The organism is Gluconobacter potus, assembly GCF_015244705.1.
GTDB classification, from domain to species: domain Bacteria; phylum Pseudomonadota; class Alphaproteobacteria; order Acetobacterales; family Acetobacteraceae; genus Gluconobacter; species Gluconobacter potus.
In genome coordinates this window covers 1-25,033 of the sequence record NZ_JABCQF010000005.1, presented here as the reverse complement: position 1 = coordinate 25,033, position 25,033 = coordinate 1, and the positions used below count along the sequence as shown (strand labels likewise).

Genomic DNA, 25,033 nt, shown 5'->3' with positions numbered 1-25,033 from the left:
TTTCAACATGCGGTCCCATCAGATGCCCGCTTCGGGCGCCCCAACCGGAGACCTGCCATGACCGCAACCCCCGAATCCCGCCTCGCCGACCTTGAGATCACGCTGCCGGTCGCAGCCGCTCCGGTTGCGAACTACGTCACGACCGTCCGTACCGGAAACCAGCTCATCGTCTCCGGCCAGCTTCCGCTGGTGGATGGCAAGCTGCTGATCACCGGCAAGCTCGGGGACGAGGTTTCGGTCCATGCCGGTGTGGCCTGTGCCCGCGCCTGCCTGATCAATGTTCTGGCCCAGGCCAAGGCGGCGCTGGACGGTGATCTTTCCCGCATTACCCGCGTTGTCCGTCTGGGCGGCTTCATTGCCTGCACGCCCGAGTTCACCGATCAGGCCACCGTCATGAACGGCGCGTCCGATCTGGCCGTCGAGGTTTTTGGTGATGCCGGCCGTCACGCCCGCTCCACCATCGGTGTGCCGAGCCTGCCCGTGAACGCCCCGGTTGAAGTCGAGGCGCTGTTCGAAATCGTCTGATCACCCTGGGGATGGGAGAGACCGAATGGGAGAACCGGAGACCGTCCCGTCCCCTGACTGGAGCCTGAGCCTCCACGCCTCGATCCACGAGATCGGGGCCGACGCCTGGGACACCTGCGCGGGCGCGGATAATCCGTTCGTTTCTTTCGGCTTCCTGTCCGCTCTTGAGGACAGCGGTTCCGTCGCGGACCGTACCGGCTGGCTGGTGCGCCATGCCGTGCTGCGGGCGCCGGACGGAACAATTGCGGCTCTCGCTCCGCTTTACGGAAAGTCCCATTCCTGGGGCGAGTATGTCTTCGACCAGAGCTGGGCCCGCGCTTACGAAGCTGCGGGCGGTCGCTATTATCCGAAATTCGTCTGCGCCGTCCCGTTCTCGCCGGTTCCCGGCCCACGGCTGCTGCTGCGGCCTGATCTGCCCGATCCGAAAGGCGTGGCGCAGGCTCTGGCCTCCGCCCTCATTCAGGCCACGGCGCAGCTCGGCCTGTCCTCCCTGCACGCCAATTTCTGCGATGCGGCTTCGATGGAGGCCTTTACCGAAGCGGGTTACCTGCTGCGCACGGGCATCCAGTATCACTGGCAGAACAACGGTTACGCCACGTTCGATGATTTTCTGGGCGCTTTAGCCTCCCGCAAGCGCAAATCCATCCGCAAGGAACGCAGCGCCGCGCAATCCTGCGGTCTGACCTTCAGCACGCTCCGTGGAGACCAGATCACCCCGGAGGACTGGAAAGCGTTCTACCGCTTCTATCAGTCCACGATCGACCGGAAATGGGGCAGCGCCTATCTGACCGAGCGCTTCTTTCCCATGCTGTCCGAACGGCTCGGAGACCGTGTGGTCCTGATGATGGCCCATCATGATGGAAAAGCGGTTGCCGGGGCCCTGAATCTCATGGGCACGAACGCGCTGTTCGGCCGCAACTGGGGCTGCGAAGGGGACTGGCCCTTCCTGCATTTCGAGCTGTGTTACTATCGTGCGATCGAATTTGCCATCGCGCACGGCCTGTCCCGTGTCGAAGCCGGGGCGCAGGGCGAACACAAGATCCAGCGCGGCTACCTCCCGACCTTCACCCATTCCGCCCATGCCATTCTCGATCCTGGCCTGCGTCAGGCTGTCGCAGCCTTTGTGGACGACGAGCGGACCGCCATGCAGGCAGAGGCGGCGGAACTGCTGACTCTTTCACCATATCGTCACGACGAGTCGAGTTAAGACCGTTCGTTTAACGATTGGGAAAGCTTTTTGCCGCTACGCTGTGCTCCGAAATCGGGATTGACCGGAGCCTGTAAAGCCCATGGAGAACAGTACCTATATCGCGCTTTCGCGCATGGATGCCCAGCAGCGCGCCATGTCCGTGGTCGCGGCTAATATGTCGAACGCCTCGACTGTGGGCTACAAACGCGAAAATGTCCTCTTCAGTGACTTCCTGTCCCACCAGCACGGCTCAAAACAGGCCGAAGGTGCGGATACGGAATCCTATACGCAGGACCGTGCGACATATCGGGACTTCCAGCAGGGCGACATGCAGTCGACCGGCAATCCCCTTGATCTCGCACTGGGTGGCGAGGGCTATTTTCAGGTGCGCACTGCCAATGGCGTCCGTCTGACACGGGCCGGTCGTTTCGAGGAACAGCAGGATGGCGCCATTGTCGATGAAAACGGAAATGCCCTGCTGGATCGTGACGGACAGCCGATCGAACTGCCCCAGACCGACCATCGTATCACCATTTCCGCAGATGGCGTGATCTCGACTGAAACGGGCGAGCAGGGCCAGATCGGGATCGTGACGGCGCAGGATAACAACAGGCTCCAGGCCGAAGGCAGCAGGCTGCTGCGTTCCGACCAGCCGACCACCGCTGTCGAGCGGCCCAACATCGTGCAGGGCATGGTGGAAGGCAGCAACGTCCAGATGATGACCGAAGTCACGCAGATGATGGAAATCCAGCGGAACTTCGACTTCATGGCGCAGTTCGTGGACGCCGAAGCAACGCGCCAGAAAAACGCCATCGACAAGATCGTTCAGGTCTCGGCCTGATTTACCGACCCTTACGGGACAAGGATAACGCTCCATGCGCGCACTCGACATCGCCGGAACGGGCATGCAGGCCCAGCAGACCAACGTCGAAACCATTTCCAACAACATCGCGAACATGAGCACGACGGGCTATAAACGCTCCCGTGCCGAGTTCCAGGATCTGATCTACCAGAACATCCGCCGTGTCGGCGCCAGTTCGTCTGATACGGGTACAACCATTCCGGCGGGTGCTCAGGTTGGCCTTGGTGTGAAGACGGCCGCGATTTACCGCATCAACGATCAGGGTAGTCTCGAACAGACCAGCAATTCCCTGGATCTGGCTGTACAGGGACGAGGCTATTTCCAGGTCCAGCTTCCGTCCGGGCAGCTTGCCTATACCCGTGACGGCACGTTCTCGATGGACAATAACGGCTCTCTCGTGACGGCGGACGGCTATCTCATCAGCCCGACCATTACGATCCCCAACAATGCCCAGAGCATCTCCGTCGATCAGTCCGGTCAGGTCAGTGTGCAGATTGCCGGGCAGAACAACACGACGCTTGTCGGGCAGCTTCAGCTTGGTATTTTCACCAATGAGAACGGTCTGGCTGCGATGGGACAGAACCTGTTCACCCAGACGACAGCATCGGGCGACGCCATGATGGGCAATCCTGAAGCTGTCGGTTACGGCAGCATCATGCAGGGTTACGTCGAAAACTCGAACGTCAATGTCGTGACGGAAATCACCGATCTTATCACTGCCCAGCGCGCCTATGAGATGAACAGCAAGGTCATCACCGCGTCGGACGACATGATGAAGACCGTGACCAATCTGGGTGGTGGCTAAGCATGAGCCGTATCCTGCTGAAAGGTGGCATCCTGCTGCTGGCAGGATGCACAGCACTGTCGTCCGCCTCTGCCGCAACCCTGCGGACAAACGTCAATGTCGATCATCCCCGCGTGCGTCTGTCCGACCTGTTCGCCGATCTGGGCAAGGGACAGGACACCGAGATCGGCGACGCCCCGGCATTGGGGGCAAGCTATGTGGTCGGTGGTCCGCAGCTGACAGCCATCGCCGCCCAGTTCGGCGTGGACTGGCCCGATGCTTCTCCGCTAGTTTCTGTGACCGTGACGCATGCGGCGCGCATGATCACGGTTGATGATGTGCTTCCCGTCATCCGGCAAGGTCTGGAGCTTCCGTCCGAGGCCCGGGTTGAGGTGGCCCTGACCGGGTTCAAGCCTGTTGCGGTTCCCGTCGCGGATCAGGCGGCACCGACGATCCTGCATATCGATCGTCCCCCTCATGGCAGCGAGCATTTTACCGCGCGCCTTGAAGTTGCCTCTGCAAGCGGCGGACAGGGGACGGCCTTCAATGTGAGCGGAACGGCGACCATGGAAGTCCGGGCCGTGACCCTGCGTCACGCCATGCATCTGGGACAGCCCATTCTGCCAGAAGACGTCACCATGACCTTTGTTCGCATCGGCCTGATTCCGGATGATGCCCTTCAGTCTCCCGAAGATGCTGTCGGTCTTGAGGCGCGGGGTGTGCTCGCCGCCGGTCAGGTCCTCAGCGTGTCCGAACTCGCGCATCCGCAACTCGTGCATCGCGGATCGCCGGTGGTCGCGGCATTTTCCGGCCCGAGCCTTCATCTAACGGTTTCAGGAACCGTTCTGGAAGCAGGCGGCAAAGGTGACACCGTGCATGTCTACAATGCCAGCAGCCGCATGGTCCTGACGGGGCGTGTTGTGGATCGGACGGAAGTGGAAGTCATCCCCGGCATCATGCCGCTTTCCACCGACAACCGGACGCATCAGCAGACCACAGCGCTTCCCTCTCTCTGAGCTTTCAGAAAGAGGAAGGTCCAGGCTCTGGCTGTTATTTCACCAGATAACGATCAAACCAGTGAATGGTGCGCTGGACCGCATCTTCCCAAGCCTGTGGGTTGCTCATGCCATGCCCTTGCCCGGGATAGATGACGAGTGAGCTTGGAACATGCAGCGTCTGGAGCGCGTGGAAGAATTCCTGGCTCTGTGGCATCGGGCATTCCTCATCCGCTGAACCAACGTAAATGAAGGTCGGCGTATGCGCCTGCCGGATATAGAGAATGGGCGAGGAATGGGCATAGATGTCCGGATCGTCGTAAACGGATTTCCCAAAAAACGGCAGCATCCAGCTGTCGATGTTGTTCTCGCCATAATAGGATAGCCAGTTCGCAATGCCAGCACCTGCAGCAGCAGCGCGGAAACGGTCTGTCTGGGTGACGCTCCACATTGTCATGTAGCCACCATAGGAAAAACCGGTCAGGCCAAGGCGGTGGTCATCAATGGGCGCGACCTTTTCTGCCATATCGACGCCGCGCAGGATGTCCCGCAGATCTCCATGCCCGAAGTCCCGGCGGTTTGCTGCGGTGAAGGCCTCGCCCTGTCCATAGCTGCCCCGCGGGTTGGGCATGAAGACGTCATACCCCGCATTCAAGAGTGCCATCGCTAGCTTGCTATTGTCGCGGAAATAGCGCGGGTTTGAAGCGCTGGACGGGCCACCGTGAACGTACACGATCATCGGAACCTTGCCGTTCTGTTCCACGCCCGACTTGCGCTTCAGAGGTTCCAGAAGCCAGCCCTGTACAGAATAGCCATCGCTTTTCCACGTCAGGCTGCGTGCCTTGAGATGGGGTGGCAGGGCGGCATTATCGCGATTGACAGGCTTCCACTGCCCGATAGGACCGGCGGCGGTTTCCGGGGCTTTCTCAAAGCTCTGCCGGATGATGGCCGTGTGCTGTCCGGCACAGGAAAGACTGGGTTCGGATCGGCCGTTGGACAGCATCATGGCCTCTTCCCATAGCGGCCTCAGTCCACCCTGCAAGGACCAGATGACGCTGCGATCTCCCTTGAGGCCCGTGGCGATGAGGCCTGGTCCGCAGTCCCAGGACAGGTCGGTGACAGTCGCTTTCAGACCCGGTGTCAGATTGACCGGCTGGGCGCCGGGCTTCGTCAGGTCCAGACTATAGGCATCGCCGCCAATCGCCCCGTAATCACTCATCAGGCCACCGATGAAGGAGACCTTTGTTCCGTCGGGGGAGACCCGTGGCAGGTTGAGCTGCTGTTGCTGGGGTGGCGTGTAAAGGACGGTGTCGTGGCCGTTTTCAATGGCGTGGAGCTTTGCGACCCACCAGTGATCATCCCCGTTGCCCGGGGCTGCCGTGGCGACAAAGCTCTGTCCGTCCGGCCGCCAGTCATATTCGTAGACATACAAATCCGCTGGCGACTGCCAGTTCAGGTGACCGTTCTCAATCGTGGCGATCCGCTGTTCATCGATCTGCGCATTGATTTCTCCGGATGGAGGCGCTCCTGCTTCCATCGCGCCGGGCTGGCGATGTGCGTTTTCGATCGCCAGAACACCAAGCTGGCCTTTTGGTCCGTAGGACAGGGACTGAAGCGTTCCCTTGAAAGTCAAGAGCTGCACCGCATGGTGACCGTCCCGGTCCGCCTGCCAGACCGACAGGGTTTTGACCGAAGGATCTTTCAGGACATAGGCCAGCGCCTGCCCGTCCCGGCGCCAGGCAAACGAACTTGCTTCACAACCATGACACAGAGCCAGATCGCTGCGGGTGCCGGACGGAAGCGTGTACAGCACGGGCCGTGAACTGTCGGGCTGTGCGGTGTCTCCGGTCGGCTCCTCCAGAGAAAGCAGCCGGCTTCCATCCGGGGAAATGGAAATATGGTCAAAAAGCTGGACGGGGGTGGCCAGTGCCGTCATGGGGAACATGGCTGCCAACAAGGCAATGCGACGGGATAGGGTCATGGGTCGTTTGTCGTCCGGGTTCAGATCTGTCTGGCGGAGGGCTCGGTGCCGCTGTGCCGACGCACAAGGCCGAGCAACCAGTGGCAAAGACGTTTACTTCTCATGCCGATGGCATCCATCCATAGATAGACGATCGGCGTGGTGTACAGTGTCAGAAGCTGGCTGACGACCATGCCGCCCAGGATCGAAACGCCCAGCGGCCGGCGCATTTCCGCGCCATACCCGTTACTGATGATGAGGGGGACCGCGCCCAGAGCGGCGGCAAGGGACGTCATCAGAATGGGGCGGAAGCGGGTAATGGACGCCTTGAAGATGGCATCTTTCGGGGACAGTTTTTCGATACGTTCAGCGTGGATTGCAAAATCGATGACGAGAATGGCGTTCTTCTTGACGATGCCCGTTAGCAGGATGATGCCGATCATGGCGATGATGCTGAAAGACTCTCCCGCGATCCACAGCCCCAGAACCGCGCCGATCCCGGCGGAGGGCAGGGTGGAAAGAATCGTGATGGGATGGATCAGGCTCTCATAGAGAATGCCCAGCACGATATACATCACGGCAATCGCGGCAAGGAACGCCAGACCGCCATTGATCATGAGCTTGCGGGTATCGCCGGCCGTCCCGGTGAAGTCGCCCAGAACGCCGTCCGGAGCGTGGGTGTCCTGCATGGTCTGCTTGATCAGTTCGACCGCATCATTATAGCTCACGCCGGTCGCCAGATCGAAGGAGATATTGGCGGAATAATAGCTGCCGCGATGGGTGATATCGAGGGGCTGTGGCTTCCACAGGACGGAAGCCACGTTGATCAGCGGGATCATGGTCTCGGTCGAGGAGGAGACTGCGGCGCCGCTGGAGGAATTGCCCGAAATCTGGTTGGCCAGCGAGTTCTGGATGGAGGCCGTGGCCAGGGACGTGAAGCTGTTCGCGGACGTGCTGGCGTCGCTGCGGACCCGGATCAGGTTGGAGGCCACGCCACCGGCTGCCGTGCCTGCGGACGTGGAAATCCAGACCTGCCGGAGCATTTCGGGGTCCATGCGGTATTGCGGAGCCAGCACCATGACGACGCGGTGCTCGGTCGTAGGCAGGTGGATCGTGGAAACGATGGCTTGGCCGTAGGAATCATACAGCACGTTTTGGATCAGCTGCGGCGTGATGCCATAGCGTGCTTCCGTGTCGCGGTGAACGGTGATGTAGGCCGCAACCGACTGTCCCTCGGTCGTGGAAGACACATTGACCAGCTTGCCCGAGGCGCGCAGGGCGCTCAGCAGGGTCGGGAGATATCCGAACAGGTCGGCGACGTTGTCTCCACGCAGGACGTAGCGGTAGCTGCCGGTATTCTTGGAACTGCTGCCGCCCTGGCTGCTGCCGCCAACGCTCCAGAACGAGATGTCGGCCCCAGGCTCATCGGGCAGGCGCTTGCGGATACGGTCCAGAATGACCTCGGCAGACGCGCGCTCCTCCTTTTCCTTCAGGTGGATGTAGAGTTCACCGCTGTTCTTGTCGTCGCTGAAGATGGTTGTCGATGTAACGTCCGGGTCCGTCTGGGTAATGGCGCCGATTTCCCGCAGGCGCCGGTCGATTTCCTGGAATGACATGGTGGCATCGCCCTTGATGCGTCCGGCCAGCAGCGACATGTCCTGCGAGGGGATGAATTCCTTGGGCATCAGCACGACCGAACCCACCAGCACCACGAAGCTGAGCGGCAGGGTCAGACCCATCAGGACCGGATGGCGCAGGCACCAGTGCATGGACCGGCCATACTGTTTCAGCGTCCAGCCCAGCGAGGTTTCCGTGACGAAAGCGATGTGGCCGAGGATGCCTTTCCGGGATTCCTCACCGTGGTCGATTTCCAGCAGATGCGCGCACATCATCGGCGTCAGCGTCAGGGAGAGCCACATCGAGATCACGATGGCGGAAATCATCGTCATGCAGAATTCGAACATGATCGAGCCAGCGCTGCCGGGCAGGAACAGCAGCGGGATGAATACCGCGACCAGTGAGGCGCTGATGGACAGGACCGTGAAGCCGATTTCTGAAGCGCCGATCAGGCTGGCCTCGTAGCGGTCTTTCCCTTCTTCCATGTGGCGGGCAATGTTTTCCAGCACGACGATGGCGTCATCGACCACGAAACCCACTGCGATGGTCAGGGACATGAGTGACAGGACATCGAGCGTGAAGTTGAACGCAGCCATGGCGGCCAGTGTCCCGGAGAGGGCGATGGGGACCGTTACAGCCGGAATGAGCGTTGTGATCAGCTTGCGGAAGAACAGCAGGATCACGAGTACGACCAGCACGACGGACAGGATCAGCGTCAGGCGTGCATCCGCGAGGGATGCCCGGATGGAGCGCGACGTGTCGAGGCCCACGACCAGATTGACGTCCGCGGGGAGGGCGTCGCGCAGATGCGTCAGGTTGGCGTTGATGCCGTCCACGATGGCCACGGTATTGGCATGCGGCTGGGCGGTCACGACCAGGGTAACGGCGCGATGCCCGTTGATGTAGCTGGTCTGGTAGACGTCCTGAACGCTGTTGGTGATGGTGGCGATGTCGCTTAGCCGGACCGGATAGAAATTGTTGCGATAGCCAACGATCAGGTCCCGGTACTGGGACGCGTTGATGGCCTGGTCGTTGGTGGACAGCATCATCCGCTGCCCGTTGCTGTCGATGAAGCCTTTGGGCGTGAAGGCATTGGCCGAGGCAAGGGCGGTGCGGACGTCCTCAAAGCCGATGCCCCATTTGTAGAGCGGACCTGGATTGAGCTCGACACGGACGGCGGGGTTCGTCGATCCCACGACCTCCACACGGCCCACGCCCTTGACCTCGGCCAGAAGCGGTTTGATGCGGATATTGGCGATATCGTAGAGCTCGGCCTGGGTTTTCTGGTCGCCGGTCAGACTCATCAGATAGACCGGGAAGCCGCCACCATCCATCTTGAAGGCCTGCGGATCGGCATCCATCGTCCCGGTCGGCAGGTCGGCTCTCGCGGCGCGCAGGGCGGCCTGCGTGTCACGCAGAGCGCCGTCGATGTTCCGCGACGACGAGAATTCAAGGAAAATCTGGGCCTGTCCGGCACTGGTATCGGATTCAATACTTTCCAGATCCGCAATCGATCCGAGCCTGCGCTCCAGAGGTGTGGTGACGGATGTCGCCATCTGCTGCGGGTCCGCGCCCGGCTGGGTGGCCACGACCATGATGGACGTTGTGGTCATGTCCGGCATCGTGGCGACAGGCAGGAGCGGATAGCAGATGAAGCCCGCCATGAAGATGGCAATGGACATCAGTGTCGTCGCGACCGGGCGGTCTATGAACAGGCGGCAGAAATTCATGCGGCCAGTTTATCCATAAAACCGCGCCGAAGGTCATTACTGATAGGACACAAAATGTCAGTTATCCGCCGTGCAGGGAGTCAGAAATCGGGCATTCCCGCCGGCTGGGCAGAGGGCTGGGTCATATAATACCGCTCGGCCAGCCGGGGTGGTAGCAGGTCCATCAGTCGGGAGCCCATGACCAGCCAGGATGGGAAGATTACCCGTCGCGTCTGGCGCAGCGTGCCGCGCAGGATCCGGCGGACGGCTTCTTCCGTGGGCACCAGACCCGGCATCGGAAAACGGTTCTGCTTTACCATGGCCGTATCGACAAATCCGCAGCACACGCTGGTCAGGCTGATGCCAAAGCGCTGCAGATGGGCGGCATTGGCCACGATGAAACGGTCCAGCGCGGCCTTGGACGCGGAATAGGAGGGGGTGCCGGGATAGCAGACGAATCCCGCGACGGACGCCATCACGCAGATCCGCCCCCGAAGGTTCTCGCCATTCCGCTGCTGCCTGTGCATGGCCGCCACGACCGGAAAGAACGTGTTGAGCGTTCCTGTCAGGTTGGTGTCGAGCATCTCCCACACGCGCTCTTCACGTTCCAGCACCAGACCGTCATCGGCTTCAGGAGGCAAACCCCCCGTGATGCCTGCGCAGAGGAACGCCATGTCGAGCCGCTCGCCGGAAGCGGTTGCGATCCAGTCCGCCATGCCCTGCCGGTTTCGTGTGTCCAGAACGGCTGGGACTGCTCTGGCGCCCTGTTTGTCGCATTGCCAGGCCGTTTCCATCAGGCCGTCTGCCGCATGATCGCAAAGGTGCAGGGAAACGCCGGGGCGGGCCAGCTTCAGGGCAAGACCGCGTCCGATGCCGGATGCGGCCCCTGTAATCAGGATATTCATCCGGCAGAGTCTAACAGAGTGTTTCCGGGATGCGACCCCCGCCGGGGTGAAAACATCTTCTGCCCCTGTGCTTGGTCTGGTTAATTGCAGTCCGAACGGGGTTTCGTGCCTTGCAGAAGCTGCCCTGCAAAGCTGTGGGCCTCCGTAATCATGGCGGCGAGGGTGCCGTTATGGCTGGCGTCATGAATTCGGTGCGTCACGGCGGTTCCGGCGGTGCAGAGACGGGTGACGAGGCGTTTCTGCTGGCTGGTGGAGGTGTGCAGATCCTGCGCGCCGGACTCGATGAGCACGGGCGAGGGCAGGGAGAAGCCGGGATATTTCGCCCAGTCAAAAACCGGCGCCAGCACACGGCTGGCTTCGGGTTCGAGCAGTGTTGCGGGCGTCAGGCCTGAGCGTTTGGCGATTGGGAAGAAATCCGACGCGCACATGGACCCGGCCTCATGCAAAAGGCGCTGTCCCCGGGGCGTAAAGGCCTCGTTGATATCCGTGGACGGATCGGCTTCGACCAGCGACTGCCCCAGGGTCAGCAGTTCCGGCACGGCGGGCGAGAAGCTGCGCGGATTGCTGGGGTGCAGAAGCTCCTGCACCGTCTGCTCGTCAAGATAGGGCGGGGCAGCGGCGATTGTGCCCAGAATCCGCAAATGCGGCGCATAGGTGGAGGCCATCGCGGCGGCGGCGAGGGCAGCCTGCCCACCCTGTGCATGACCGTTCAGGACCACGTTCTCCGACAGGTCCGGCAGGCGCTCGCGGGCGGCGCGGACGGAATCGAGCATGCTCATGCCTTCCGAGCGTGCATTCAGAAGAAGTGGCGCGCCGGGCTCGCCCATGCCGGGATAGTCGGTTGCGACGATTGCAAAGCCCTGACGCAGCCAGCCGTCATAGAAATGCGCCTGCACGGTGCCGATCCCCATGACGGACGGTGCGCAGGTCAGGTGCAGGCCGCTTTCCCCATGCGCCCAGGCCAGAACAGGCCAGCCGCCTGCCGGCGCACGACCGCGCGGCACCAGAACCTGAGCGGAGACGCGGACGAGCTGCTGCGGATTGCGCGCATCCGTACTGCGATAGGTCAGGCGATAGACCGAGGCCGGCTCATGGGACGGCACGGAGTCCAGCCGGATGGCCTGACCGGCCGAAACCGGAGCGCTGACGGACCAGTTGTCGCCATCGTCATCCGAGGCGCAGCCGGAGAGGGCGGCTCCTGCCGTCAGCAGCATCAGAAGCGATGCGAGAGCGGTCAGTCCGGGAAGGCGGCGCTCCGGTTTGCGGCGAAAAGAGCGGTACGGCATGAGAGGTCTGTCTCCGACGGGGAGCGTCTCTCATAGCAGCGCTCTGCGTCCTGTGGGAGCGGCCATGTCCTGTTCCGGAACGGGGACGGACTTGGAGAGCCGCGCATCCGGCGCTACAGAGAAGACCTCTGACGAGCCGGTCCGACACGATCGGATCTGATACAACGAGGATATCCCCGCCATGACCGACACCATTCCCGATCGTCTCTCCGCCAGCCCGGACAGCCCGTATTACAACGAAGAGCTGCTCTCGCGCGGCATCGGTGTCCGTTTCAAGGGCGAAGAGCGCACCACTGTCGAGGAATACTGCATCAGCGAAGGCTGGGTCCGTCTGGCCGTTGGCAAGACGCTGGATCGTCGTGGCCGCCCGATGACGATCAAGGTTACGGGACCGGTTGAGGTCTGGATCAAGGACTCCGAAGAAGAAGCATGATGACACAGGCCGGCTCCGCACCGATCGCACCCCGCCGCATCGTCATCGACACCGATCCGGGTCAGGACGATGCGGTTGCCATCCTGCTGGCGCTGGCCTCGCCGGAACTGATGGTCGAGGCCATCACGACCGTTGCCGGCAATGTGCCCGTTGCCCTGACGACGAAGAATGCCTGTGCCCTGCTCGAACTGGCAGGCCGCACCGATATTCCTGTTTTTGCAGGTGCGGCTCGTCCCCTGCATCGCGCGCCCATCAGCGCCGAGCACGTTCATGGCGAAACGGGCATGGCCGGCGCCGATCTTCCCGAGCCGACTCTGCGGCCGCAGGCGATTGATGCCGCGACCTGGCTCGTGGACATGCTGCGTCGTGAACCCGAGGGCGCGATCACGCTCGTCTGCCTCGGCCCGATGACGAACCTGGCTCTGGCGTTGACCCATGCGCCGGATATCGCGTCCCGGATCGCGGGAGTCGTGGCCATGGGCGGGGCCCAGCGCGAAGGCGGCAACATCACGCCGACCGCAGAATTCAATTTTTTCGTGGACCCTCATGCGGCCCGGATCGTCATGCATTCCGGCATCCCCATCACGCTCCTGCCGCTGGATGTGACGCATCGCGCCATTGCGACCCCAGCACGTCTGGCGCCGATTGCCGCGGTCGGCACGCCGGTGACGAACATGGTGGTGCGGATGCTGGGCGCGGAAGACCGCTTCGAGAAGCTGAAATACGGCTGGGAGGGCGGTGCGCTGCATGATCCGCTCACCATCGGCTGGCTTCTGAAGCCGGAACTGTTCTCGGGGCGCGACTGCAATGTGGAAATCGAGGTCGACGCGCCGCTGTGTGTGGGTCAGAGTGTTGTTGACCTGTGGAACGTAACCGATCGCGTTCCGAATGCGTTATGGATCAATGACGTTGATTCAGACGCCTTCTATTCCCTTCTGACGGAAAGACTTGCCCTTCTGGACTAGACTCTTTCCGTCGTACAATGACGTTGGAGTAACCGAACATGGCAGACCCGACCCAGCAGGATCGCTTCTCAGTCGTCATCGTTGGTGGCGGTGCCGCCGGCATCACCATCGCAGCCCAGCTCAGGCGCGAGCGCGCCAATCTGTCGATAGCCATCATCGAACCGTCCACGACTCACGCTTACCAGCCGGGCTGGACCCTTGTGGGCGCGGGCGTGATGACGCTGCCCGAAACGCTGCGGCAGGAAGGCGGCCTGATTCCGCGCAATGTCACGTGGCTGCGCGACAGCGTTGAGAGCTTTCAGCCCGAAGCCAATACCGTGACGCTGAAAAGTGGCCGCGTTGTCGAGTATCGCCGTCTGGTTGTCTGCCCCGGCCTTCAGCTCGACTGGGACAAGATCGAAGGCTTGCCCGAAACGCTGGGCCGCAATGGTGTGACGTCCAACTATTCGCGCGAGACGGCTGCTTATACTTGGGAATGCATCCGACATCTGGATGGTGGCAAGGCTCTGTTCACGCAGCCGCCCATGCCAATCAAATGCGCCGGTGCGCCGCAAAAGATTGTCTATCTGGCGTGTGATCACTGGCGTCGGGAAGGTTCGCTGCATCGCACGGAGGTCGATTTCTCGCTGGCCGGAAACGCGCTGTTCGGTGTGCCGTATTTCGTCCCTTCGCTTCAGCGCGAGATCGACTATTACGGCGTGAACCTTCATCTGAAGGAAAACCTGATCAAGGTGGACGGTGAGAAGCGCGAGGCCACGTTCCAGATCGTCGGAACGGACCAGACCGTGGTGCGCCAGTTCGACATGCTGCATGTCGTGCCGCCGCAGAGCGCTCCGGATTTCGTCAAGAAAAGCCCGCTCGCCAATGAAGCCGGCTGGCTGGACGTTGATCCGACCGTCCTGCGCCACAAGACCTATGACAACATCTTCGGCGCCGGTGACGTTCTGGGAACCAGCAATGCCAAAACGGCCGCTGCTGCCCGCGAACAGGCTCCGGTCGTTGTGGAAAACCTGCTGGCTTCGCTCGATGGCCGCCCGCAGATGGGTAGCTATGACGGTTATGGCGCCTGCCCGCTGACGGTGTCTTACGGCAAGGTCGTGCTGGCCGAGTTTCTGTATGGCGGCAAGGTTGCGCCGAGCTTTCCCTATGACCAGCGCAAGCCCAGCCGCTTCGCCTGGTTCCTCAAGACGGAAGTCTTTCCCCGTCTGTACTGGTACGGAATGCTCAAAGGCTACAACATCAAGGTCAAGCACACGCCCAAAGAGACGGGCTGACCTTTTCCCTTACCGGGAGCTGGAACGGGAAACGGGGCGGATGAAAATCCGTCCCGTTTTTTTGTGCCTGCGTTTGGGACGACAGACAAAAAAAGAGGGGCCGAAGCCCCTCTTTTCCAGTGTTCCGTCTGACCGGAGGATCAGAAATGAACGCCGAGGTTCATCTGGAAGGAACGGCCGATGATCGCATCGTAGTAACGCGTCAGGCTGACTGCGCCGGGGTACTTCGGCAGCGCGTTCGTGATGTTGTTCACCATGAAGTTTGCGCTGAAGTTCCGGGTGATTTCGTAGCCAACCGTCAGGTTGAACATGGCGAAAGACGGACGTTTGTTGGCAAAGTACTGGGTCGCAGGGACCTGGACCGCGTAGTGGGACGGACCATACCAGAGGGTCTGCCACTGAAGGGTGAACGGACCACGGATATAGTTCGCGTTAAGCGTGAAGTTGTCGTTAGGCGAGCCCGTCGTGCCGGTCAGCAGATAGGTGTTGCCCAGATAGCTCTGCTGGCTCTTGAGATAGTGGACATAGTTTCCGGTCAGGCCGATTTCACCAGCCGAGGACGGCAGGCCAAAGCGTGACAGCGGAGTGTTGTATTCGATATTGGCCTGCAGAGCCTGCGTCTCGTAGTTGGCGATGTTGTAATAGCCGGCCGTGAAGTTCTCGAGCTGGCCATCCGCTCCGCGTGTGAAGGCGGCGCAATAGGCGTTGCCCGGACCATAGGACGTCGAGTCGTAGCAGCCGTCCATGATGTCCTGGGCACCAAGATACGTGATCGCGTTGTTGATCTTCACGTCCACGAAGGAGCCGCGGAAGTCGAAACCACGGATGAAGTGCGGACGAAGTTCCAGGGTGCCGGTGTAGCTGGTGGAGACTTCGTTCTTCAGCTTGCTGTTACCACCCGCAGTTCCCTGCACGGTGAAGTTGTTGAAGTTGGACTCGAACGGCTGCTTGATTCCGGCCTTGGCGCAGTTGGCTGCACGCACGGCGGGGTTCGGGCCGGCATTGAGGCCAGCGGACGAGCAGGGATCGATACCGTCTTCGTAGTCCGTGCTCTGCGGCGCGAACAGTTCGGTAACGGACGGGTTACGGACGGAGCGGGCATAGTTGCCGCTCAGGCCGATGTCCTGCGTCGGCCACCAGGCTCCACCGAACATGTAGGTCCAGTAGCCGCCGGTCATGCTGTTGTTGATGTAACGGCCGTTCGCTGTGGCGGACAGGCTGTAGACACCAGGAACGTGCATGTTGGGCGAGACCAGCGGAACATCAAGTTCGCCGAAGACTTCATGCGTGTGGTACGCGCCACCCGTGGGCGGAAGCGAGGTCGAGTTGCCGTACTGCAGGTACGAACCGTCGTCCTGTTCCCAGCCGCGGGAGAAGGCACCCGGGTTGAAGCGATAGCCTTCGCGGCGGTGCTCGTAACCGATATCCCAGCGCACGTCGCCGGCGGGGAGCCGCATGACCGTGCTGGAGATTTCGGCCTGAAGGTCACGCTGTGCGTTGGCGTTCTTCTGGTGCGCGTCGGCGATGATGTAATCCCGTGCTGCCGGTGTGGACTGGCCGTTGCCGAACGGATTGAACGGGGCGCAGGTGGAACTGCGGGTCTTGATGGGGGCGCTGGTGTAGCCGGGTGCGCAGACGATGTTGCCGCTGGCGTCCGTCGTGGCGTCGAGCGCGTTGATGAGGTTCTGCGTGACGATGGAAGGCTGCCACGTATCGTTCAGATAGCGGCTGTATTCACCCCGGACTTTCCAGTCGAAGTGACGGCCGACGGCGTCGAAGTCACCGTTCAGCCCGCCCTGGAAGCGGTACATCTGCATCGTCGTCTGATACATGCCCGCATCCAGATCCTGGTTCAGACGCGACATGTAGAATGTATCGGTCGGCAGGCCAGCTGCGGACAGGGCGTTCACGATCGACGTGCGTGCGGCCGAGGACAGATACGGATTGTTGGTGCTCAGTGCGTAGGCACCGTTCACTTCACCATAGTTATGGTAGTTGTCCATCGTCAGCGGATCGGCGAAGAGCGGCGTATTCCAGGTGCCCTGCGCCACTTCGCTGGATGCGGTGCCACGTGCGTACCAGCCCTGCCACGTCGCGTGGATGTGGTCGGTGATGTCGTAATGGCCGAGCAGGGTCAGGTTCAGCTTCTGGGTCGGGGCATAGAGCTGGCCGTAATCCTGAAGTGCCGTTGCGTTACCGCCCACGACCGTTGTCGGGCTCTTGGTGGCGTAGTTCCACGTCATCGGGACGAGGGACTGGCCATTGCTGCTGAACATCAGGGGCTGGCCAGCAGCATTGGAAATGCCGCTCAGGACCTGGCCGCCGTAGACTGGTGGGCTATCGCCGGTCAGCTGCGGAACACCGGTGACGGATGCGATGACGTTACGGGCGCCGCGGGCAAAATCATAGGTGTAGGGCGACGTTGAACCAATGGGCTCACGGACATAGGTCGTGGCATTCCGGCCGGTCAGGTTGATCCGGTCATTGTCGAGCATACCGCCTTGATTGCGGTATTCGACGTCGAATACCATGCCACCTTTGCCGTGGTCGAAGTCATGGCCGACCTTGAAGGTGATTTTCTCGCCGGGCGCATCAAGCCTCTGGCTCCAGTTGCCCTGGGCATTGAAGTCCACGCCGGTGAAGTGATCGTCCAGCTGGTAGTTGACCACACCTGCGACGGCATCCGCACCATAGGCCGCGCCTGCGCCGCCCAGCTTGGTGTCCACGCCCTTCAGCAGGGATGTCGGAATGGCACTGATATCAACCTGCGAGCCCGAACCTGCGCCGTAGAGCGAGGCTGTCTCGCCGCCGACCATACGCATGCCGTCTATCAGCGTCAGCGTGCGCTGGCTGCCGAGGTTCAGAAGTGAGGTGTAGGACTGGCCAGCACCAAAGCTGCCCTGGGTGCCGATCGGAGAGTTGTCGCCGATACCGAAAGCCGGGTTTTCACGTATCAGCGCGATGCCGATATCGGTGTAGCCGCGCTTCTTGATCTGGTCGGCGCTGAGCGAGGTTCCGGCCATGACATTTGTCAGGCGCGTCTGGGACAGACGTGTACCGGTGACCGTGACGACTTCAGCTGTGTCTGAAGCTTCCGTTCCCTGCTGCAACACCTTGCTGTTCGACTGGGTTACCGGAGCAGTCGCCGTCGCGGTTGCAACCGGGGTTGCGGCAGTGGCTGCCGGAGCGGCGACGGGTGCAGTTCTGGCTGTCGTGGCAGCCTTTGCCGGAGCCTTTTTCCTGGCTGCGCTCTTGTGAGCGGAAACATGTTTTGCGGGTGCGGTCGTGGTGGTCTGGGCGTGCGCACTGACACTTGGCAGGACACTGTAGGAAATACCCGCCATCAGGAACATCCGGACAACCGTCCGGGGTGCAGGTGTGCGTCTTTTCAGTGAATGTTGCACAGAGGTGGTCATCGCGGCCGTGGTCCCTTCTCGAATAAGGTCGCAAGAAAGTTTTGTATCTCTGGCCACATTTTCATCGGAAATCGAAACGGTGTGCAATCCTTTTGCTACAAGAATGCAACATGCCTGTCACATGTCATGAAAGGCGTTGCGCTTATGTCACATTCCGTTTTTCTTGAAGTATGTGTCAAAAAAATACAGAAAGAAAATCTAAATATATAATAAGAGATGTTTTTGTTCTGTTGTTATTTTGTAAGTAAACTATATATGAAAATATGTAATCAAATTGCTATTTTGGTTTATTTTTTTATTTATAATGTTTGTTTCATAATTTATTTTAATCGTATTTATTGTCCGATTTTTCTGGATTTTTATTTCAATTTAAACTCTCGTGAAGTTCTTGGGTTGTCATTCTGTATTTTTGGCAATGTTACTTAGTCACGGTTTGTCATGGTGTCTTTGCGAGGGATCTTTCATGGCGTGATTGTTTGAAAACCAAGGAAAAATCGGTTTGTTCAGCTCTTTTGCGAACTCTTAACAAGAACGGAGTGTTGTTACCCGATTCTATATCCTGTTGCGGTTCCCATAACAGGGGTGCGCGAACGGGTGGGCCAGTTCGGATCTGAACTGAACAGCAGTTTGTTCTGAAGTTTTAATGAAAGCGGCAGGGCTTATCCACGGTCGGCTGTTCGTCGGTCTGGATGACCATCAGTGTGACGGGGCCGTCGCCGATATTCCCGGCGAAATGACCGATATGTCCCTTTGCGTCCCGGCGGCTCATCTGGTCCTCGCCAAGAGAGACGTCGCCAGGCCCCATGACGACTTTCTTTCCGTCCATGGCCGTAACGTACCAGGACCCCTTCAGCGGAATGATCCACTGGACTTTCGGATCGGGGTGCCAGCTTCCATCCCAATGGGCAGGTTGCACGGTGGAAATGATGTGCGCGTTGCCTTCATGCACATGATCCTGCCATTGCGGGCCGGCAGGTTTGGACATGGTTTTCAGATCGTAATCATGGAACGGGCAGCGGGTCATGTGGCTGACACCGTCATGATCGGTCCAGTTGTGCCAGTACCAGGCTGTTGGCGGAGTGGGATCGGCAGCATGCGCGTTCCCAAAAACGGAAGCGGCCAGCAGGGCCGCGGCCAGAGGAATGAAGCGGGTCATGCGTCTGATCCTTTATGCGGGGTGGCACGCGGGGGCGGTTGGTAACGGTCCATAGGGGCGATGTCGTTGAAGCGTTCCTGATGGGGAGTGCTGATCAGTTCCACGATCATGCCCCAGGGCGTGCGGCCGTAGCAGAACATGTTGCCCGGCGCGGCTTCGAGCGAGGGCTGACCCTGCGGTTCGGTCAGGAGGGTGCCGCCTGCTTCCTGGAAACGGTGACAGGCGGCATGGATGTCATCGACATAGACTGCGAAATGCTGAAGGCCCCAGTCACACGGACGTGCGGCCTCGCGCTGGTCTGGGCCCTTCATTTCGAACAGTTCGATTCCCGGCCCATGCCCCAGCGCCATCATGCACATCTCGATGACGGCGGTGCCCTGAGGCAGGCCGAGGATCTTTTCCGTCTCCGGGCCTTTCTGGGGCTTGGTGCGGGTGACGTTGCGGTAGAGGGCAACGGCGCCAAAGGCTTCTTCAAGAAAGCGGATGGCGGCGTTGATGTCCGGGACGGTGACGCCGACATGGTCGATGCCACGCGGCAGGCCTGAATGCTCTGTGCTCAAGGGGAGATCCTCCGTTCTGGAAGATCTCAACCCCTGAGGAAACGCACGGTTGCCAGAATGTGTGTCACATTGCTGCAAACCATGTCAGAGGCCGGTAGAGCGTGCCCTGGGTCAGGCCTCGTCGATCGGACGCTTGGGCAGCAGGGCCGGGACGAAGACCATCGTGCACAGCAGCGTGCAGCCAAGCGACATCAGCAGCAGCCGACCCATGCTGGCCGTACCCGGATGGCCGGAGCGCGCCAGCGAACCGAAGGCCGTGGCGGTCGTCAGGGCCGAGAACAGCACCGCGCGCGCCGTGGGCGATGTCAGCGGACCCTTCACGCCCTCGCGCCAGTTCATGACGAAATAGATGTTGAACGACACGCCCACGCCCAGCAGCAGGGGCAGGGCAATGATGTTGGCGTAGTTCAGCGTCTCCGGCACCGTGACGACCAGAATGACCGTCAGCAGCGCGGACATCAGCAGCGGTGCCATGACGAGGGCCGCGTCCAGCAGGCGGCGCAAGACGACCAGCAGGATGATGGCGATCACGATGAGCGCGCAGATGGCCGCGACCGTGAAGGCATGGACGATCGTGTTGGCGCTCTCCGTGATTTCCATCGCAGGGCCGGCGACGTCCGGATTCACTGAGCGCAACTCCTTGACGAAGCGGTGCAGCACCGGGGTTTCGGACATCTGGCCCTTGGGGTGGATCGTCAGGCGGGCGCGACCATCGGGCAGGACATAGTCCTGACGCACATCCTGCGGGATGCTTTCCATCGTGACCGGCGTGGGCTGAAGTGCCGTGCGCAGCATCGATAGTTCGTCCGGCAGGAAACGCGTCAGGGACGTGCTGGCCTGAAGCAGCGTGTTGTCCTGGGCCGTCGAGAGCGTGTGCAGGGCCTGGCGGATCTTTTCCAGCGGGGCGGGGAGCTGATCCTTTACGGCATCGAGCTTCTGCGCGGCCGTAACGGCGGCGGCGCGGATGGCCGCGGCGTCCGGCGCGGGTGCAGGATTGGGCACCGTGATGGTCGGCAGCAGAATGGAGGCCGTGTCCTCGATCATGGCCAGCTTGGTCTTCTGGTCATCGGGAACCAGAGCGCCGAGCCAGAGCACGTCATGCACGCTCGGCAGCTTCGAGAACGCTGCGGCCTGCCGGGCGGCTTCCGTCAGGTTCGGCGTCAGGACCTGCGCGCTGTAGGGCGTGGTGAGCGGGTTAGCTTCCAGCAGATGCAGGGCGCGCATGCCCTCGGTGTTCGGGTCTTTCGTGTGAAGCGGATCGGCATCGAATTTCAGGAGCGGCATGAGGGCCAGCCCCACGATTCCCAGAAGCGCGAAGACGCCGACGACCTTGTGCCGCTTGTGGCGCAGGAATGCATCTGCGGGGGCCATGAAGGCAAAGCCCGGGGTGCCATTGCCCAGTTTCGCATGGAAAATGGACAGCAGCGCTGGCAGCAGCGTCATGGTGCAGAAGAAGGCGATCAGCATGCCGAAGCCTGCGATCAGGCCGAGCTGTGCCACACCGATGAAGCTCGTGGGATAGAACGCCAGGAAGCCCGCGGCTGTCGCGAGGGCTGCGACAAGGATCTGTGCGCCGCTTTCCTGACCTGTCAGGATGATGGCGTCATGCAGGGACGGGTGTGAGCCGTCCGGATTGCGCTGTCCGCGCAGGCGCACGCTGTACTGGATGGCGAAATCGACGGCGATACCGACGAACAGGATCGCGAAGGCCACTGAGATCAGGTTCAGTTCACCCACTGCCAGAGCCGCAAAGCCCGTCGTCAGGAGCAGGCCGCTGATGAGGGTCAGCAGGATGGGGATGATGACGCGCGGGGAGTGGACAGCGAGGATCAGCCAGACCGCCACGAGGACGAGCGAGATGACGAGGCCCAGCACCATGCCGTGTGCGACGGTGGAGAACTCTTCGTCCGACAGCTTCACTTCACCGGTGATGATGCCCGACGCCTGCTTCGTCTTCACAAATTCGAGATTGTTGATCGCCTGCCGCATGGCGGTCGTGGCGCCCTCGCCCGGCTGGAAAGAGCTGTAGTCGAGCTTCGGCTGCGTGACGACGAATTCGTACTGCGAGCCCAGCTCTGCCAGCTTGCCGATCAGCAGGTTCTGCCAGGACATGTCCTGCGGATGGCCGTTTGCCGCCGCTGTCAGGGCGTTGGCGAAACCGTCCAGTGCGCCATTGAAGCCGCTCGGGATGCCCTGTCCGGCCTTGATACCCTCGCCGATCAGGCCCAGCGCGCCGAACAGGCCGCGGGCGGACGGGTCAGCCGCCAGCGTGCCGAGGAAGGGCTGCGCGGAGACGATCGAATCCAGCAGCGGCTCCAGATCCTTCGTGTCGAGGAACAGGAAGCCGTGGCTGTTATAGAAGGCGTTGTCGCCGGGCAGGCTGACCGTCTTGAAATGCGTGTGGTCCTGACCCAGCGTCGCAGCGAGCTGTCTCGCGGCCATGCGTCCCTGTTCGGGGATGCGGCTGTCGATGATGGCGACGAGCTGGTTGCTGTCCTGCGGGAACAGGCGCGTCAGCTCCATGCTCCGCTTTTTCCACGGCAGAGTGTTGGCAAACATCTTGCTCGTGTCAGTCGTTACACTGATCCGTGTGACACTCAGGGCAACGCAGCCAGCACAGAGCAGTGCGAACAGCGCCAGAACAAGGGGCGCACGACGCGCGCAGACGGCATTCAGCCGACCGGTCAGATCCGAAAACATGGGGCCTACCCTTAACAGAACGTGCAGCGTTTCCCTACCCCATCCTGACATTTCAGCGATCCTGAGGCAGAAGGAAAGCCATGACATGGACTCTTCCCGGCCCTGCGACTTACGAAAGTGTGATTCGGAACAGTGTTTTCCGTGCTTCCGCCGCCCCGGTGGAAGATGAAGCCGCCGCCATGGCCTTCTTTCGCGAGGTGGCCGTCCTGGATGCGACCCATAACTGCTGGGCTTTCAAAACGGGCCAGCGCTTCCGGTGCAGCGATGACGGAGAGCCGGGGGGCACGGCGGGGCGGCCGATTCTGTCTGCCATCGAAGGGCAGGATTTCGACAATGTCATGATCGTCGTTACGCGCTGGTATGGCGGCGTGCAGCTCGGGGCCGGGGGGCTTGTCCGGGCCTATGGCGGCGCGGCGTCGGCCTGTCTGCGCGAAGCGGACCGGATCGAGCGGATCGAGACCGTGAAGCTGCGGTTTCACTGTCCGTTTTCCAGCTTTGCGATGGTGGAATCGAAGATCGATGGCTGGCGTGCGACCCGGCTGGAATGTGATTTCGATGGGGAAGGCGCCTGGATGACGCTGGCCGTGCCGGTCGAAGAAGCGGACGCCATCACGGACTGGCTGCGGGATCTGACGCGGGGACAGATGGACATCACGCGACCTGAATAAAAACTAAAATAAATCGTATAAATTATTTAAAACTATGACGATTGATGTTTTTGCGGCGCTGCCTAATGTTCTGCGAACCCCGTCTGGAGTTTTCAGGGCATGTCGCGTCATCATTCATACCGGAACCGGTCCCTTCTGGCCCTGATGGCGCTGGAAATCTGCGCACCGCATGTGGCTGTGGCAGCTCAGCCCTCATCACCCGCAGCGCCGGTGACGCCTGCGCAAGTCACGCAGACGGAGGAATGGATCCATGTCCCGTCTACGGAACGTCCGCCCATCCAGAACTATCCCCATGCCGGTGTCGTGGGTCAGCCGCGCCGTGTCGTGGCCAGTCAGAACCATGCGCCGCAGGGACGGCAGGGCCCGTGGGGCGCGTTCAGCTACGGCAACGGCGAATCAGCGGGCTTCGGGCCGGTTGGTCGTTATGGTGTGGCGCCCTGGGCAGAAGACTGGAGCTTCCTGCGGGACAAAAGCCGGCGCGATGATCCGTTCGATCCGCTCAAATTCATTGCCCTGAACGATGCAAAGACGATCTGGCTCTCCTTTTCCGGCGAGACGCGGCTACGAAACTGGTATGAAGAGACGCCCTTTCTGGGAAAGAAGGGCGGTAGCAATTCCGGCCGTTTCGGCGTGCGGAACCTGTATGGCGCGGATTTGCATTTAGGCGAGCATGTCCGGCTGTTTGGGCAACTCATCAACGCCGATGCAGGCGGCTGGAAAGGTTTTGGTTACAACACGACGTACCGCAAGCGGCTGGATCTTCAGCAGGCTTTCATCGAGTTCAAGGGCAAGCTGGCGGGGGCGCAGACCGGCTTCATGTTCGGTCGTCAGCAGTTCCTCGATGCGCCGTCCTACGTTCTGTATAACCGCGAGACGCCCAACGTGCCGCTGTCCTGGAATGGTGGCCGCATCTATGCGATCTGGCCCAATATCCGGGTCGATGCGTTCGATTTCGTCCAGACCAAGACGGACGCGACCCTGATGTTCCATGACACCGAAGATTACGGCACGCGCCTGTATGGCGGGGATATCACCGCTCTGGTGCCGCAGTTCTTCATTGGCGGAGAAACGGTGCACTCGTTTCTGGACATCTTCTATTACGGATACCGCTATGGCGGCAGTCTGTCGGTCGTGCCGCTCGCATCCGGCTCCCTGAAGGGGACGTCCTCACGCGGGAATGTGGGTTTCCGCTGGTACGGCACCGCTGCGTCTTTCGAATATTCGTTCGGCGGCCTCTATCAGGACGGAACGTTCCAGAAATCCGGGAGCGAGCACAAAAGTGCTGTCCAGGCCTATTCGGTCAACACGATCGTGGGATACCGCCATACGCCGTCTCCGCTGCATCCGTTCATCGGCGTTCAGGCGGATCTGTATTCCGGCGGCGCGGACGGAACGAACGGGCCGGTCCAGACCTATATGGCGCCCTTCAATCCGCAGACGAACTATCTGGACACCACGACCTATATCCAGCCGTCCAACCTCGTCAGTGTTTCACCGGTCCTCAGTGTCACGCCCTGGAAAGGCTTTGCGAGCATCCAGTTCAAGGTGCCGTTCATGTGGCGGGACAATGCGGATGGCGCGATCTGGAACTCGTCCGGTCCGTACACATTCTCGAAGACCTATCACGGTGGTTATATTGGTGTGGTGCCGCAGGCGTCGCTCAAGCTCCAGCTCAACCGGCATCTGACCTGGCAGATCTATGGCGCACGGTTCATGGCCTCGAACGGGCTGCATGCGGCGGGCGGTAAAAGCGGAAGCTACGCCCAGTCCAATGTCGTGTTCCGCTTCTGAGGCGTCTCAGTTCAGGACGGGCGGGCCGGATTCGGCCGCTGGAAAGACCTCTGGCAGGACAGGGGAGAGGGCGGCGATAACGGCCTGTGCCGAGAAACGGGTTTTCAGAAGCCGCCGTCCGGCCCGGACCTGGAGGGTTCGAAAAACCTTCTGGATTTGAGGGTTCCTCTGTGATTCCATCTCTCCTGCGTTGATTGGGGATGATGGCAGATGAAGCAGCCTGGTTTCTTTGATGTTG

General features: G+C 60.9%; 18 protein-coding genes. 10 read left to right on the top strand and 8 right to left on the bottom strand.

Annotated features, from left to right (window positions below):
• The first annotated feature begins 57 nt into the window (after window positions 1-57).
• The 5 genes from HKD31_RS09330 to flgA all read left to right on the top strand — a co-directional run bounded on the left by HKD31_RS09330 (window position 58) and on the right by flgA (window position 4,376).
• A complete protein-coding gene (locus tag HKD31_RS09330) occupies window positions 58-525 on the top strand; it encodes a RidA family protein (RefSeq protein WP_062496420.1) in 468 nt (155 codons plus the stop codon).
• Between the two features lie 25 nt (window positions 526-550).
• Window positions 551-1,732 (top strand): GNAT family N-acetyltransferase, encoded by a 1,182-nt coding sequence (locus HKD31_RS09325; protein WP_194264843.1) that lies wholly within the window; start codon window positions 551-553, stop codon window positions 1,730-1,732.
• An 82-nt stretch (window positions 1,733-1,814) separates the two neighbouring features.
• Window positions 1,815-2,555 carry a flagellar basal-body rod protein FlgF gene (gene flgF / locus HKD31_RS09320; RefSeq protein ID WP_041111478.1) on the top strand — a complete coding sequence of 247 codons (741 nt, stop codon included), beginning with the start codon at window positions 1,815-1,817 and terminating at the stop codon, window positions 2,553-2,555.
• Between the two features lie 34 nt (window positions 2,556-2,589).
• On the top strand, window positions 2,590-3,381 hold the full coding sequence (flgG, locus tag HKD31_RS09315; RefSeq protein WP_011252520.1) for a flagellar basal-body rod protein FlgG: 792 nt from the start codon (window positions 2,590-2,592) through the stop codon (window positions 3,379-3,381).
• Window positions 3,382-3,383: 2 nt separating this feature from the next.
• Window positions 3,384-4,376, top strand: a complete 993-nt coding sequence (gene flgA / locus HKD31_RS09310; protein WP_194264842.1) for a flagellar basal body P-ring formation chaperone FlgA — start codon at window positions 3,384-3,386, stop codon at window positions 4,374-4,376.
• 34 nt (window positions 4,377-4,410) lie between these two features.
• Here the strand turns inward: flgA and HKD31_RS09305 are convergent, their stop codons facing one another.
• From HKD31_RS09305 to HKD31_RS09290, 4 genes are all read right to left on the bottom strand, one after another.
• Window positions 4,411-6,336, bottom strand: a complete 1,926-nt coding sequence (locus tag HKD31_RS09305; protein WP_194264841.1) for an alpha/beta hydrolase family protein — start codon at window positions 6,334-6,336, stop codon at window positions 4,411-4,413.
• Between the two features lie 20 nt (window positions 6,337-6,356).
• Entirely contained in the window at window positions 6,357-9,662 is a 3,306-nt protein-coding gene (locus HKD31_RS09300; protein WP_194264840.1) for an efflux RND transporter permease subunit, read from the bottom strand.
• An 80-nt stretch (window positions 9,663-9,742) separates the two neighbouring features.
• The gene (locus HKD31_RS09295; RefSeq protein WP_194264839.1) at window positions 9,743-10,546 is read right to left on the bottom strand and encodes an SDR family NAD(P)-dependent oxidoreductase; all 804 of its coding nucleotides are present in this window, start codon (window positions 10,544-10,546) and stop codon (window positions 9,743-9,745) included.
• Window positions 10,547-10,626: 80 nt separating this feature from the next.
• Window positions 10,627-11,832, bottom strand: coding sequence for a lipase family protein (locus HKD31_RS09290; RefSeq protein ID WP_194264838.1), 1,206 nt, complete (start codon window positions 11,830-11,832; stop codon window positions 10,627-10,629).
• 181 nt (window positions 11,833-12,013) lie between these two features.
• Between HKD31_RS09290 and HKD31_RS09285 the strand changes: the two genes are divergently transcribed.
• The 3 genes from HKD31_RS09285 to HKD31_RS09275 are packed head-to-tail and all read left to right on the top strand — an operon-like array spanning window position 12,014 to window position 14,504.
• Window positions 12,014-12,265 carry a DUF3297 family protein gene (locus HKD31_RS09285; RefSeq protein ID WP_041112680.1) on the top strand — a complete coding sequence of 84 codons (252 nt, stop codon included), beginning with the start codon at window positions 12,014-12,016 and terminating at the stop codon, window positions 12,263-12,265.
• A complete protein-coding gene (locus HKD31_RS09280) occupies window positions 12,262-13,230 on the top strand; it encodes a nucleoside hydrolase (RefSeq protein ID WP_194264837.1) in 969 nt (322 codons plus the stop codon). The genes HKD31_RS09285 and HKD31_RS09280 overlap by 4 nt, the downstream gene beginning before the upstream one ends.
• Window positions 13,231-13,268: 38 nt before the next feature.
• Window positions 13,269-14,504 carry an NAD(P)/FAD-dependent oxidoreductase gene (locus tag HKD31_RS09275; RefSeq protein ID WP_062496435.1) on the top strand — a complete coding sequence of 412 codons (1,236 nt, stop codon included), beginning with the start codon at window positions 13,269-13,271 and terminating at the stop codon, window positions 14,502-14,504.
• Window positions 14,505-14,644: 140 nt separating this feature from the next.
• On the opposite strand, the gene HKD31_RS09270 is transcribed toward HKD31_RS09275, so the two are convergent.
• The 4 genes from HKD31_RS09270 to HKD31_RS09255 all read right to left on the bottom strand — a co-directional run bounded on the left by HKD31_RS09270 (window position 14,645) and on the right by HKD31_RS09255 (window position 22,336).
• The gene (locus tag HKD31_RS09270; protein ID WP_228120436.1) at window positions 14,645-17,848 is read right to left on the bottom strand and encodes a TonB-dependent receptor domain-containing protein; all 3,204 of its coding nucleotides are present in this window, start codon (window positions 17,846-17,848) and stop codon (window positions 14,645-14,647) included.
• Window positions 17,849-18,560: 712 nt separating this feature from the next.
• Window positions 18,561-19,076 carry a cupin domain-containing protein gene (locus HKD31_RS09265; protein ID WP_194264836.1) on the bottom strand — a complete coding sequence of 172 codons (516 nt, stop codon included), beginning with the start codon at window positions 19,074-19,076 and terminating at the stop codon, window positions 18,561-18,563.
• Window positions 19,073-19,636 carry a VOC family protein gene (locus tag HKD31_RS09260; RefSeq protein ID WP_194264835.1) on the bottom strand — a complete coding sequence of 188 codons (564 nt, stop codon included), beginning with the start codon at window positions 19,634-19,636 and terminating at the stop codon, window positions 19,073-19,075. The genes HKD31_RS09265 and HKD31_RS09260 overlap by 4 nt, the downstream gene beginning before the upstream one ends.
• 111 nt (window positions 19,637-19,747) lie before the next feature.
• On the bottom strand, window positions 19,748-22,336 hold the full coding sequence (locus HKD31_RS09255; RefSeq protein ID WP_194264834.1) for an MMPL family transporter: 2,589 nt from the start codon (window positions 22,334-22,336) through the stop codon (window positions 19,748-19,750).
• Between the two features lie 80 nt (window positions 22,337-22,416).
• Here HKD31_RS09255 and HKD31_RS09250 point away from each other — a divergent pair, with 80 nt between their 5' ends.
• Together HKD31_RS09250 and HKD31_RS09245 are read left to right on the top strand one after the other, a co-directional pair.
• A complete protein-coding gene (locus HKD31_RS09250; protein ID WP_194264833.1) occupies window positions 22,417-23,004 on the top strand; it encodes an IMPACT family protein in 588 nt (195 codons plus the stop codon).
• Between the two features lie 99 nt (window positions 23,005-23,103).
• Window positions 23,104-24,795, top strand: a complete 1,692-nt coding sequence (locus HKD31_RS09245; RefSeq protein ID WP_194264832.1) for an alginate export family protein — start codon at window positions 23,104-23,106, stop codon at window positions 24,793-24,795.
• Window positions 24,796-25,033 lie beyond the last annotated feature (238 nt).

Coding starts and splice junctions, on each gene's coding strand:
- HKD31_RS09330 (WP_062496420.1), top strand. CDS start 58: ATGACCGCAACCCCCGAATCCCGCCTCGCCGACCTTGAGATCACGCTG.
- HKD31_RS09325 (WP_194264843.1), top strand. CDS start 551: ATGGGAGAACCGGAGACCGTCCCGTCCCCTGACTGGAGCCTGAGCCTC.
- flgF (WP_041111478.1), top strand. CDS start 1,815: ATGGAGAACAGTACCTATATCGCGCTTTCGCGCATGGATGCCCAGCAG.
- flgG (WP_011252520.1), top strand. CDS start 2,590: ATGCGCGCACTCGACATCGCCGGAACGGGCATGCAGGCCCAGCAGACC.
- flgA (WP_194264842.1), top strand. CDS start 3,384: ATGAGCCGTATCCTGCTGAAAGGTGGCATCCTGCTGCTGGCAGGATGC.
- HKD31_RS09305 (WP_194264841.1), bottom strand. CDS start 6,336: ATGACCCTATCCCGTCGCATTGCCTTGTTGGCAGCCATGTTCCCCATG.
- HKD31_RS09300 (WP_194264840.1), bottom strand. CDS start 9,662: ATGAATTTCTGCCGCCTGTTCATAGACCGCCCGGTCGCGACGACACTG.
- HKD31_RS09295 (WP_194264839.1), bottom strand. CDS start 10,546: ATGAATATCCTGATTACAGGGGCCGCATCCGGCATCGGACGCGGTCTT.
- HKD31_RS09290 (WP_194264838.1), bottom strand. CDS start 11,832: ATGCCGTACCGCTCTTTTCGCCGCAAACCGGAGCGCCGCCTTCCCGGA.
- HKD31_RS09285 (WP_041112680.1), top strand. CDS start 12,014: ATGACCGACACCATTCCCGATCGTCTCTCCGCCAGCCCGGACAGCCCG.
- HKD31_RS09280 (WP_194264837.1), top strand. CDS start 12,262: ATGATGACACAGGCCGGCTCCGCACCGATCGCACCCCGCCGCATCGTC.
- HKD31_RS09275 (WP_062496435.1), top strand. CDS start 13,269: ATGGCAGACCCGACCCAGCAGGATCGCTTCTCAGTCGTCATCGTTGGT.
- HKD31_RS09270 (WP_228120436.1), bottom strand. CDS start 17,848: ATGGCGGGTATTTCCTACAGTGTCCTGCCAAGTGTCAGTGCGCACGCC.
- HKD31_RS09265 (WP_194264836.1), bottom strand. CDS start 19,076: ATGACCCGCTTCATTCCTCTGGCCGCGGCCCTGCTGGCCGCTTCCGTT.
- HKD31_RS09255 (WP_194264834.1), bottom strand. CDS start 22,336: ATGTTTTCGGATCTGACCGGTCGGCTGAATGCCGTCTGCGCGCGTCGT.
- HKD31_RS09250 (WP_194264833.1), top strand. CDS start 22,417: ATGACATGGACTCTTCCCGGCCCTGCGACTTACGAAAGTGTGATTCGG.
- HKD31_RS09245 (WP_194264832.1), top strand. CDS start 23,104: ATGTCGCGTCATCATTCATACCGGAACCGGTCCCTTCTGGCCCTGATG.